General features: G+C 50.6%; 18 protein-coding genes and 1 pseudogene. All 19 read left to right on the top strand.

Annotated elements, in window-relative coordinates; all coding sequences use genetic code 11:
* Positions 1-402, top strand: a pseudogene (gene tuf, locus ACJ8J5_RS24565) (elongation factor Tu); the annotation flags it as partial.
* Positions 403-534: 132 nt separating this feature from the next.
* The gene (gene bfd, locus ACJ8J5_RS24560; RefSeq protein WP_015379266.1) at positions 535-729 is read left to right on the top strand and encodes a bacterioferritin-associated ferredoxin; all 195 of its coding nucleotides are present in this window, start codon (positions 535-537) and stop codon (positions 727-729) included.
* Positions 730-802: 73 nt separating this feature from the next.
* The gene (gene bfr, locus ACJ8J5_RS24555; RefSeq protein WP_019456183.1) at positions 803-1,282 is read left to right on the top strand and encodes a bacterioferritin; all 480 of its coding nucleotides are present in this window, start codon (positions 803-805) and stop codon (positions 1,280-1,282) included.
* A gap of 385 nt (positions 1,283-1,667) precedes the next feature.
* Positions 1,668-1,979, top strand: coding sequence for a 30S ribosomal protein S10 (gene rpsJ, locus ACJ8J5_RS24550; RefSeq protein WP_001181005.1), 312 nt, complete (start codon positions 1,668-1,670; stop codon positions 1,977-1,979).
* A gap of 32 nt (positions 1,980-2,011) precedes the next feature.
* Positions 2,012-2,641 (top strand): 50S ribosomal protein L3, encoded by a 630-nt coding sequence (gene rplC / locus ACJ8J5_RS24545; RefSeq protein ID WP_015379265.1) that lies wholly within the window; start codon positions 2,012-2,014, stop codon positions 2,639-2,641.
* Positions 2,642-2,651: 10 nt separating this feature from the next.
* Entirely contained in the window at positions 2,652-3,257 is a 606-nt protein-coding gene (gene rplD / locus ACJ8J5_RS24540; RefSeq protein ID WP_004929779.1) for a 50S ribosomal protein L4, read from the top strand.
* Positions 3,254-3,556: a 50S ribosomal protein L23 gene (gene rplW, locus ACJ8J5_RS24535; RefSeq protein ID WP_004951179.1), complete on the top strand. Its 303-nt coding sequence runs from the start codon at positions 3,254-3,256 to the stop codon at positions 3,554-3,556. Before rplD ends, rplW begins: the two co-directional genes overlap by 4 nt.
* Positions 3,557-3,574: 18 nt before the next feature.
* On the top strand, positions 3,575-4,399 hold the full coding sequence (gene rplB / locus ACJ8J5_RS24530) for a 50S ribosomal protein L2 (protein ID WP_004929775.1): 825 nt from the start codon (positions 3,575-3,577) through the stop codon (positions 4,397-4,399).
* Positions 4,400-4,413: 14 nt separating this feature from the next.
* Positions 4,414-4,692, top strand: a complete 279-nt coding sequence (gene rpsS / locus ACJ8J5_RS24525) for a 30S ribosomal protein S19 (protein ID WP_004929772.1) — start codon at positions 4,414-4,416, stop codon at positions 4,690-4,692.
* A 14-nt stretch (positions 4,693-4,706) separates the two neighbouring features.
* Complete coding sequence (gene rplV / locus ACJ8J5_RS24520; RefSeq protein ID WP_002223844.1) at positions 4,707-5,039, top strand: 50S ribosomal protein L22; 333 nt, start codon at positions 4,707-4,709, stop codon at positions 5,037-5,039.
* A 17-nt stretch (positions 5,040-5,056) separates the two neighbouring features.
* Positions 5,057-5,755 carry a 30S ribosomal protein S3 gene (gene rpsC / locus ACJ8J5_RS24515; protein ID WP_004929766.1) on the top strand — a complete coding sequence of 233 codons (699 nt, stop codon included), beginning with the start codon at positions 5,057-5,059 and terminating at the stop codon, positions 5,753-5,755.
* A 12-nt stretch (positions 5,756-5,767) separates the two neighbouring features.
* Complete coding sequence (rplP, locus tag ACJ8J5_RS24510; protein WP_004929764.1) at positions 5,768-6,178, top strand: 50S ribosomal protein L16; 411 nt, start codon at positions 5,768-5,770, stop codon at positions 6,176-6,178.
* Positions 6,178-6,369: a 50S ribosomal protein L29 gene (gene rpmC / locus ACJ8J5_RS24505; RefSeq protein ID WP_004929762.1), complete on the top strand. Its 192-nt coding sequence runs from the start codon at positions 6,178-6,180 to the stop codon at positions 6,367-6,369. Before rplP ends, rpmC begins: the two co-directional genes overlap by 1 nt.
* Positions 6,370-6,624, top strand: coding sequence for a 30S ribosomal protein S17 (gene rpsQ / locus ACJ8J5_RS24500; RefSeq protein ID WP_004929760.1), 255 nt, complete (start codon positions 6,370-6,372; stop codon positions 6,622-6,624).
* A gap of 172 nt (positions 6,625-6,796) precedes the next feature.
* The gene (gene rplN, locus ACJ8J5_RS24495; protein WP_000613954.1) at positions 6,797-7,168 is read left to right on the top strand and encodes a 50S ribosomal protein L14; all 372 of its coding nucleotides are present in this window, start codon (positions 6,797-6,799) and stop codon (positions 7,166-7,168) included.
* Positions 7,169-7,177: 9 nt separating this feature from the next.
* Complete coding sequence (rplX, locus tag ACJ8J5_RS24490) at positions 7,178-7,492, top strand: 50S ribosomal protein L24 (protein ID WP_004929758.1); 315 nt, start codon at positions 7,178-7,180, stop codon at positions 7,490-7,492.
* Between the two features lie 14 nt (positions 7,493-7,506).
* Complete coding sequence (rplE, locus tag ACJ8J5_RS24485) at positions 7,507-8,046, top strand: 50S ribosomal protein L5 (protein WP_004929756.1); 540 nt, start codon at positions 7,507-7,509, stop codon at positions 8,044-8,046.
* 13 nt (positions 8,047-8,059) lie between these two features.
* Complete coding sequence (gene rpsN / locus ACJ8J5_RS24480; protein WP_004929754.1) at positions 8,060-8,365, top strand: 30S ribosomal protein S14; 306 nt, start codon at positions 8,060-8,062, stop codon at positions 8,363-8,365.
* Between the two features lie 30 nt (positions 8,366-8,395).
* The gene (gene rpsH / locus ACJ8J5_RS24475; protein WP_004929753.1) at positions 8,396-8,788 is read left to right on the top strand and encodes a 30S ribosomal protein S8; all 393 of its coding nucleotides are present in this window, start codon (positions 8,396-8,398) and stop codon (positions 8,786-8,788) included.
* Positions 8,789-8,802 lie beyond the last annotated feature (14 nt).

The raw sequence follows: 8,802 nt of genomic DNA, 5'->3' as shown, positions 1-8,802 counted from the left end.
TTCCGCAAACTGCTGGACGAAGGCCGTGCTGGTGAGAACGTAGGTGTTCTGCTGCGTGGTATCAAACGTGAAGAAATCGAACGTGGTCAGGTACTGGCTAAACCAGGCTCCATCAAGCCGCACACCCAGTTCGAATCTGAAGTGTACATCCTGAGCAAAGATGAAGGTGGTCGTCACACGCCATTCTTCAAAGGCTACCGTCCACAGTTCTACTTCCGTACTACTGACGTGACCGGTACCATCGAACTGCCAGAAGGCGTAGAGATGGTAATGCCAGGCGACAACGTGAACATGGTTGTCACCCTGATTCACCCAATCGCGATGGACGACGGTCTGCGTTTCGCAATCCGTGAAGGCGGCCGTACTGTAGGCGCTGGTGTTGTTGCTAAAGTTATCGCTTAATCGCGAATAATTTTTCGACACAAAAAAGGGGCACTTCGGTGCCCTTTTTTTATGCAATTTGCTCAAATCTTAATTGAAATAAAAACCATTCCTATTTAGACTCAATGCATTGGTTAAGAAGTGAGTCTCTCTATGTATGTATGTCTGTGTAATGCGGTGACTGACAAAGCGATCCGTAATGCGGTGCGTCAGCACAATCCCCATACCATGAAGCAGCTGCGTGAACTTGTGCCGATTGGTACCGATTGTGGAAAGTGCATTCGTCAGGCAAGACAGATTATGGTGGAGGAACGCGGAACTATCATCCCAATGCATGAAGTTGCCTAACAAAGGGTAAGGTTATTTTTGACTCTTGGCTTACAGGTTCTACACTTTTAGAACTGGCCAGGAGGAGTTACCTATGAAAGGCGATAAAAAGATCATTGCTCACCTCAACAAGCTGCTCGGCAACGAGCTGGTTGCCATCAATCAATATTTCCTGCACGCCCGCATGTTCAAGAATTGGGGCTTAATGCGCCTCAACGACAAGGAATACCACGAGTCGATCGACGAAATGAAACATGCCGATCGCTACATAGAGCGTATCCTGTTCCTGGAAGGGCTTCCTAACCTGCAAGATCTCGGCAAGCTGAACATCGGCGAAGATATTGAAGAGATGCTGCGTTCCGATCTGGCTCTGGAGCTGGCTGGTGCCAAGAACCTGCGTGAAGGTATCGCCTATGCCGATTCTATTCACGATTATGTCAGCCGCGATTTGATGATCGATATCCTGGCCGATGAAGAAGAGCATATCGACTGGCTGGAAACCGAGCTGGACCTCATCGCTCGCCTCGGTATTCAAAACTATGCCCAGGCCCAGATTTTGGAGCGCAAAGAGTAAAGCCTTCAGCCTATTCGCCATTGCCTCTCCTGCCGGCGGCCGTTTTCACGGCGGGGCAGGGGAGAGCTCAACCCACCCTAAGCATAATTCATTCCCTGCTCACCGTGCTAACCCGCAAACTGACACTGAACGCGCAAAAATGACGATTTCCTGAGCATATTTCCAACTGCGGCTTGCTTCCTGGGCCATTTTGCGTATAATGCGCGGGCTTACCTAATCTTGGTAAGCCTGATTTTAGCGAATCAGTCGATTGGCAGGCCTTTTTTGCCTTTCGAACAATACTCCCGATATGGGGGTTATATGTTGACGATTACACTCCCCCATCAATCGAAATGGGTGTGAGGAGTAATTATTTACGTTTATAAATAATTGGAGCTCTGGTCTCATGCAGAACCAAAGAATCCGTATCCGCCTGAAAGCGTTTGATCATCGTCTGATCGATCAATCAACCGCGGAAATCGTCGAGACTGCAAAGCGCACTGGTGCGCAAGTCCGTGGTCCGATCCCGCTGCCAACTCGCAAAGAGCGCTTTACCGTTCTGATCTCTCCGCACGTCAACAAAGACGCGCGCGATCAGTACGAGATTCGCACTCACAAGCGTCTGGTTGACATCGTTGAGCCAACCGAGAAAACCGTTGATGCTCTGATGCGTCTGGATCTGGCTGCCGGTGTAGACGTGCAGATCAGCCTGGGTTAATCAGGTCATTGAGCGATTGAGAGGTTGAAACAATGATTGGTTTAGTCGGTAAAAAAGTGGGTATGACCCGTATCTTCACTGAAGATGGCGTTTCTATCCCAGTAACCGTAATTGAAATTGAAGCGAACCGCGTGACTCAGGTTAAAAGCCTGGACACCGACGGTTACCGTGCCGTTCAGGTTACCACTGGTAGCAAAAAAGCTAACCGTGTAACCAAGCCGGAAGCGGGCCATTTCGCTAAAGCTGGCGTTGAAGCTGGCCGTGGTCTGTGGGAATTCCGCCTTGAAGAAGGTCAAGAGTTCGCTGCAGGTCAGGAAATTAGCGTAGAAATCTTCGCTGACGTTAAAAAAGTCGATGTTACCGGTACTTCTAAAGGTAAAGGTTTTGCTGGCACTGTTAAGCGCTGGAACTTCCGTACCCAAGACGCTACCCACGGTAACTCCTTGTCTCACCGCGTTCCGGGTTCTATCGGTCAGAACCAGACTCCGGGCAAAGTGTTCAAAGGCAAGAAAATGGCTGGCCACCTGGGTGATGAGCGCGTAACCGTTCAGAGCCTGGACGTAGTACGTGTTGACGCTGAGCGCAACCTGCTGCTGGTTAAGGGTGCTGTACCGGGCGCAACCGGTGGCAACCTGATCGTTAAACCAGCTGTGAAGGCGTAAGGGGATAGCAATGGAATTAGTATTGAAAGACGCGCAAAGCGCGCTGACTGTTTCCGAAACTACCTTCGGTCGTGATTTCAACGAAGCGCTGGTACACCAGGTTGTTGTTGCTTATGCAGCAGGTGCCCGTCAAGGTACCCGTGCTCAGAAGACCCGTGCTGAAGTAACTGGTTCCGGCAAAAAGCCATGGCGTCAGAAAGGCACCGGCCGTGCGCGTTCAGGTTCTGTAAAGAGCCCGATCTGGCGTTCAGGCGGCGTGACCTTTGCTGCTAAGCCACAGGACCACAGTCAGAAAGTAAACAAAAAGATGTACCGCGGCGCGCTGAAAAGCATCCTGTCCGAGCTGGTACGTCAAGATCGTCTGATCGTTGTCGAGAAGTTCTCTGTAGAAGCGCCTAAAACTAAGCTGCTGGCACAGAAACTGAAAGATATGGCTCTGGAAGACGTGCTGATCGTGACCGGTGAACTGGATGAGAATCTGTTCCTGGCAGCTCGCAACCTGTACAAGGTTGACGTGCGCGATGTAGCAGGTATCGATCCGGTTAGCCTGATCGCCTTCGACAAAGTGGTTATGACTGCTGATGCTGTGAAGCAAGTTGAGGAGATGCTGGCATGATCCGTGAAGAACGTTTGCTGAAAGTGCTGCGTGCACCGCACGTATCTGAAAAAGCATCCGCTGCGATGGAAAAAAGCAACACCATCGTTCTCAAAGTTGCCAAAGACGCGACCAAAGCAGAAATCAAAGCTGCAGTGCAGAAACTGTTTGAAGTCGAAGTCGAAGACGTGAACACCCTGGTAGTTAAAGGGAAAGTGAAGCGTCACGGTCAGCGTGTTGGTCGTCGTAGCGACTGGAAAAAAGCTTACGTCACCCTGAAAGAAGGCCAGAATCTGGACTTCATCGGCGGCGCAGAGTAAGTCGGAGGAGTAAGAACAATGGCAATTGTTAAATGTAAACCTACATCTCCGGGTCGTCGCCACGTTGTTAAAGTGGTTAACCCTGAGCTGCACAAGGGTAAACCTTATGCCCCGCTGCTGGAAAAACTGAGCAAAAGCGGTGGTCGTAACAACAATGGCCGTATCACCACCCGTCATATCGGTGGTGGCCACAAGCAACATTATCGTCTGGTTGACTTCAAGCGCAACAAAGACGGTATCCCTGCTGTGGTTGAGCGTCTGGAGTACGATCCGAACCGTTCCGCGAACATCGCGCTGGTTCTGTACAAAGACGGCGAACGCCGTTACATCCTGGCGCCGAAAGGCCTGAAAGCTGGTGACCAGATTCAATCTGGCGTTGATGCTGCAATCAAAGCGGGCAACACCCTGCCGATGCGCAACATTCCAGTTGGTTCAACGGTTCACAACGTAGAAATGAAACCAGGTAAAGGCGGCCAGATGGCTCGCTCCGCTGGTGCCTACGTTCAGATCGTTGCTCGTGATGGTTCCTACGTAACTCTGCGTCTGCGCTCTGGCGAAATGCGTAAAGTTCCAGCTGATTGCCGCGCCACCCTGGGTGAAGTCGGTAACGCTGAACACATGCTTCGCGTTCTGGGTAAAGCAGGTGCTGCACGTTGGCGTGGTGTTCGTCCTACCGTTCGCGGTACGGCGATGAACCCGGTAGATCACCCGCACGGTGGTGGTGAAGGTCGTAACTTTGGTAAGCACCCGGTAACTCCGTGGGGCGTTCAGACCAAAGGTAAGAAGACCCGTAGCAACAAGCGTACTGATAAGTTCATCGTACGTCGCCGTAGCAAAAAATAATTAGAGGATAAGCCATGCCACGTTCTCTCAAGAAAGGTCCTTTTATTGACCTGCACTTGCTGAAGAAGGTAGAGAAAGCGGTGGAAAGCGGTGACAAGAAGCCTTTGCGCACTTGGTCCCGTCGTTCAACGATCTTTCCTAACATGATCGGTTTGACCATCGCTGTCCATAATGGTCGTCAGCACGTACCAGTGTTCGTTTCCGATGAAATGGTCGGTCACAAACTGGGTGAATTCGCGCCGACTCGTACTTATCGCGGCCATGCGGCTGATAAAAAAGCTAAAAAGCGCTAAGGTAGGAGGAAGAGATGGAAACTATCGCTAAACATCGCCACGCTCGTTCTTCTGCTCAGAAGGTTCGCCTTGTTGCTGACCTGATTCGCGGTAAGAAAGTGTCGCAAGCTCTGGAAACTCTGACCTACACCAACAAGAAAGCTGCTGGTCTGGTTAAGAAAGTGCTGGAGTCTGCCATTGCTAACGCAGAACACAACGATGGCGCTGACATCGATGATCTGAAAGTTACGAAAATCTTCGTAGACGAAGGCCCAAGCATGAAGCGCATTATGCCGCGTGCAAAAGGTCGTGCAGATCGCATCCTGAAGCGCACCAGCCACATTACTGTGGTTGTGTCCGATCGCTGAGACTCTGGAGACTAGCAATGGGTCAGAAAGTACATCCTAATGGTATTCGCCTGGGTATTGTCAAACCTTGGAACTCTACTTGGTATGCGAATACCAAAGAATTCGCTGACAACCTGGACAGCGACTTTAAAGTTCGTCAATTCCTGACTAAGGAACTGTCGAAAGCTTCCGTTTCTCGCATCGTTATCGAGCGTCCTGCGAAGAGCATCCGTGTGACCATTCACACTGCTCGCCCAGGCATCGTTATCGGCAAGAAAGGTGAAGACGTCGAAAAACTGCGCAAGGTCGTAGCGGACATCGCTGGCGTTCCTGCACAGATCAACATCGCCGAAGTCCGTAAACCGGAACTCGACGCTAAATTGGTTGCTGACAGCATCACTTCTCAGCTGGAACGTCGCGTTATGTTCCGTCGTGCTATGAAGCGTGCAGTACAGAACGCAATGCGTCTTGGCGCTAAAGGTATCAAAGTTGAAGTAAGCGGCCGTCTTGGCGGCGCTGAAATCGCACGTACCGAATGGTACCGCGAAGGTCGTGTTCCATTGCACACTCTGCGTGCGGACATCGACTACAACACATCTGAAGCGCACACCACTTATGGTGTAATCGGCGTTAAGGTATGGATCTTCAAAGGTGAGATCCTGGGTGGTATGGCTGCAGTTGAACAACCGGAACCGGCTGCTCAACCTAAAAAGCAGCAGCGTAAAGGCCGCAAGTAAGGAGAGTCGCTGATGTTACAACCAAAGCGTACAAAATTCCGTAAGGTGCACAAGGGCCGCAACCGTGGTCTGGCGCAAGGTACGGATGTTAGCTTCGGCACTTTCGGTCTGAAAGCTGTTGGCCGTGGCCGTCTGACTGCTCGTCAAATCGAAGCAGCTCGTCGTGCAATGACTCGTGCAGTTAAGCGTCAAGGCAAGATCTGGATCCGTGTATTCCCGGACAAACCGATCACCGAGAAGCCGCTGGAAGTGCGTATGGGTAAAGGTAAGGGTAACGTGGAGTATTGGGTTGCCCTGATCCAGCCTGGTAAGGTCCTGTACGAAATGGACGGCGTGCCAGAAGAGGTTGCCCGCGAGGCATTCAAACTGGCAGCAGCGAAACTGCCGATCAAAACCACCTTTGTAACTAAGACGGTGATGTAATGAAAGCACAAGAGCTGCGTGAAAAAAGCGTTGAAGAGCTGAATGCCGAGCTGCTCAACCTGCTGCGTGAGCAATTCAACTTGCGCATGCAGGCGGCCAGTGGCCAGCTGCAACAAACTCACCTGTTGAAACAAGTGCGTCGTGACGTCGCACGCGTTAAGACTTTACTGACTCAAAAGGCGGGTGTGTAAATGACTGAAGTTATCCGTACCCTGCAGGGTCGTGTTGTTAGCGATAAAATGGAAAAATCCATCGTTGTTGCTATCGAACGTACTGTGAAGCACCCGATCTACGGGAAATTCATCAAACGTACGACCAAGCTGCACGTACATGACGAGAACAACGAATGTGGTACCGGCGACGTGGTGGAAATCCGCGAATGCCGCCCACTGTCCAAGACTAAGTCCTGGACGTTGGTTCGCGTTGTAGAGAAAGCGATTCTGTAATAGAGTAGCTGGCTCTCACTTAATAAACGGCTCAGAAAATGAGCCGTTTATTTTTTCTACCCATACCAAGTAAGCGGTGTTATAATGCTGCGCCCTCGGTTATGGGGCTTTTCAACGGCCTAATTTTTACTTGGGTCTTTAAAGTAGTAGTTGACATTAGCGGAGCACTAAAATGATCCAAGAACAGACTATGCTGAACGTCGCCGACAACTCCGGTGCACGTCGCGTAATGTGTATCAAGGTTCTAGGTGGCTCGCACCGTCGCTACGCAGGCGTCGGCGACATCATCAAAATTACCATCAAGGAAGCAATTCCTCGCGGTAAGGTGAAGAAAGGCGATGTTCTGAAGGCGGTAGTGGTGCGCACCAAGAAGGGTGTACGTCGCCCGGACGGTTCTGTCATTCGCTTCGATGGCAATGCATGCGTTATTTTGAACAATAACAGCGAGCAGCCTATCGGTACGCGTATTTTTGGGCCGGTAACTCGTGAACTGCGTAATGAGAAGTTCATGAAAATTATCTCTCTGGCACCAGAAGTACTCTAAGGAGCGAACATGGCAGCGAAGATCCGTCGTGATGACGAAGTTATCGTGATTACCGGGAAAGACAAAGGTAAGCGCGGTAAAGTAAAAAATGTCCTGTCTGCTGGCAAGGTCATTGTTGAAGGCATCAACCTGGTTAAGAAACACCAGAAGCCGGTTCCGGCTCTGAACCAACCAGGCGGCATTGTTGAAAAAGAAGCTGCAATTCAGGTTTCTAACATTGCTATCTTCAACGCGGCTACCGGCAAGGCTGACCGTGTAGGCTTTAGATTCGAAGACGGCAAAAAAGTCCGTTTCTTCAAGTCTAACAGCGAAACTATCAAGTAATTTGGAGTAATACGATGGCGAAACTGCATGATTACTACAAAGACGAGGTAGTCAAACAACTGATGTCTCAGTTTGATTACAACTCTGTCATGCAAGTCCCTCGGGTCGAGAAGATCACCCTGAACATGGGTGTTGGTGAAGCGATTGCTGACAAGAAACTGCTGGATAACGCCGCAGCGGACCTGGCAGCTATCTCCGGTCAAAAACCGTTGATCACCAAAGCCCGCAAATCTGTTGCAGGCTTCAAAATCCGTCAGGGCTATCCGATCGGCTGTAAAGTAACTCTGCGTGGCGAACGCATGTGGGAGTTCTTTGAGCGTCTGATCTCCATTGCTGTTCCACGTATCCGTGACTTCCGTGGCCTGTCCGCCAAGTCATTCGATGGCCGTGGCAACTACAGCATGGGCGTGCGTGAGCAAATCATCTTCCCAGAAATCGACTACGACAAAGTCGATCGCGTTCGTGGTTTGGATATTACCATTACCACTACTGCGAAATCTGATGATGAAGGCCGCGCGCTGCTGGCTGCTTTTAACTTCCCGTTCCGCAAGTAAGGCAGGGTTACTGATGGCTAAGCAATCAATGAAAGCACGCGAAGTCAAGCGCGTGAAATTAGCTGACAAGTTCTTTGCAAAACGCGCTGAACTGAAAGCTATTATCTCTGATGTGAACGCATCCGATGAAGATCGTTGGAATGCCGTTCTCAAGCTGCAAACTCTGCCGCGTGATTCCAGCCCGTCTCGTCAGCGTAAACGCTGCCGCCAAACTGGCCGTCCACATGGTTATGTGGGCAAATTCGGGTTGAGCCGTATTAAGCTTCGTGAAGCCGCTATGCGCGGTGAAGTACCAGGCTTGAAAAAGGCTAGCTGGTAATTACCAATTGAATCACGGGAGTAAAGACAGATGAGCATGCAAGATCCGATCGCGGATATGCTGACCCGTATCCGTAACGGTCAAGCCGCGAACAAAGTTGCGGTCACCATGCCTTCCTCCAAGCTGAAAGTGGCAATTGCCAACGTGCTGAAGGAAGAAGGTTTTATTGAAGATTTCAAAATCGAAGGCGACGCCAAGCCTGTTCTGGAACTGGTACTGAAGTACTTCCAGGGCAAAGCTGTGGTAGAAAGCATTCAACGTATCAGCCGTCCAGGTCTGCGCATCTACAAGAAAAAAGATGAGCTGCCAAAAGTTATGGCCGGTTTGGGTATCGCTGTTGTTTCTACCTCTAAAGGTGTTATGACCGATCGTGCAGCTCGCCAGGCTGGTCTTGGTGGCGAGATTATCTGCTACGTAGCTTAATTCGGGAGGAAAGA

The organism is Serratia sp. CY43202 (assembly GCF_052168755.1).
Classification (GTDB): Bacteria; Pseudomonadota; Gammaproteobacteria; order Enterobacterales; family Enterobacteriaceae; genus Serratia; species Serratia bockelmannii.
The sequence above is the reverse complement of the archived record's forward strand: the minus strand, read 5'-3'. Positions and strand labels throughout refer to the sequence as shown.

Bases quoted from the DNA above. Each gene is read 5' to 3' on its own strand.
- rpsQ (WP_004929760.1), top strand. From the start codon at position 6,370: ATGACTGAAGTTATCCGTACCCTGCAGGGTCGTGTTGTTAGCGATAAA.
- rplX (WP_004929758.1), top strand. From the start codon at position 7,178: ATGGCAGCGAAGATCCGTCGTGATGACGAAGTTATCGTGATTACCGGG.
- rplW (WP_004951179.1), top strand. From the start codon at position 3,254: ATGATCCGTGAAGAACGTTTGCTGAAAGTGCTGCGTGCACCGCACGTA.
- rpsN (WP_004929754.1), top strand. From the start codon at position 8,060: ATGGCTAAGCAATCAATGAAAGCACGCGAAGTCAAGCGCGTGAAATTA.
- rplV (WP_002223844.1), top strand. From the start codon at position 4,707: ATGGAAACTATCGCTAAACATCGCCACGCTCGTTCTTCTGCTCAGAAG.
- bfr (WP_019456183.1), top strand. From the start codon at position 803: ATGAAAGGCGATAAAAAGATCATTGCTCACCTCAACAAGCTGCTCGGC.
- bfd (WP_015379266.1), top strand. From the start codon at position 535: ATGTATGTATGTCTGTGTAATGCGGTGACTGACAAAGCGATCCGTAAT.
- rplN (WP_000613954.1), top strand. From the start codon at position 6,797: ATGATCCAAGAACAGACTATGCTGAACGTCGCCGACAACTCCGGTGCA.
- rpmC (WP_004929762.1), top strand. From the start codon at position 6,178: ATGAAAGCACAAGAGCTGCGTGAAAAAAGCGTTGAAGAGCTGAATGCC.
- rplE (WP_004929756.1), top strand. From the start codon at position 7,507: ATGGCGAAACTGCATGATTACTACAAAGACGAGGTAGTCAAACAACTG.
- rpsH (WP_004929753.1), top strand. From the start codon at position 8,396: ATGAGCATGCAAGATCCGATCGCGGATATGCTGACCCGTATCCGTAAC.
- rplD (WP_004929779.1), top strand. From the start codon at position 2,652: ATGGAATTAGTATTGAAAGACGCGCAAAGCGCGCTGACTGTTTCCGAA.
- rplB (WP_004929775.1), top strand. From the start codon at position 3,575: ATGGCAATTGTTAAATGTAAACCTACATCTCCGGGTCGTCGCCACGTT.
- rplP (WP_004929764.1), top strand. From the start codon at position 5,768: ATGTTACAACCAAAGCGTACAAAATTCCGTAAGGTGCACAAGGGCCGC.
- rpsS (WP_004929772.1), top strand. From the start codon at position 4,414: ATGCCACGTTCTCTCAAGAAAGGTCCTTTTATTGACCTGCACTTGCTG.
- rpsC (WP_004929766.1), top strand. From the start codon at position 5,057: ATGGGTCAGAAAGTACATCCTAATGGTATTCGCCTGGGTATTGTCAAA.
- rplC (WP_015379265.1), top strand. From the start codon at position 2,012: ATGATTGGTTTAGTCGGTAAAAAAGTGGGTATGACCCGTATCTTCACT.
- rpsJ (WP_001181005.1), top strand. From the start codon at position 1,668: ATGCAGAACCAAAGAATCCGTATCCGCCTGAAAGCGTTTGATCATCGT.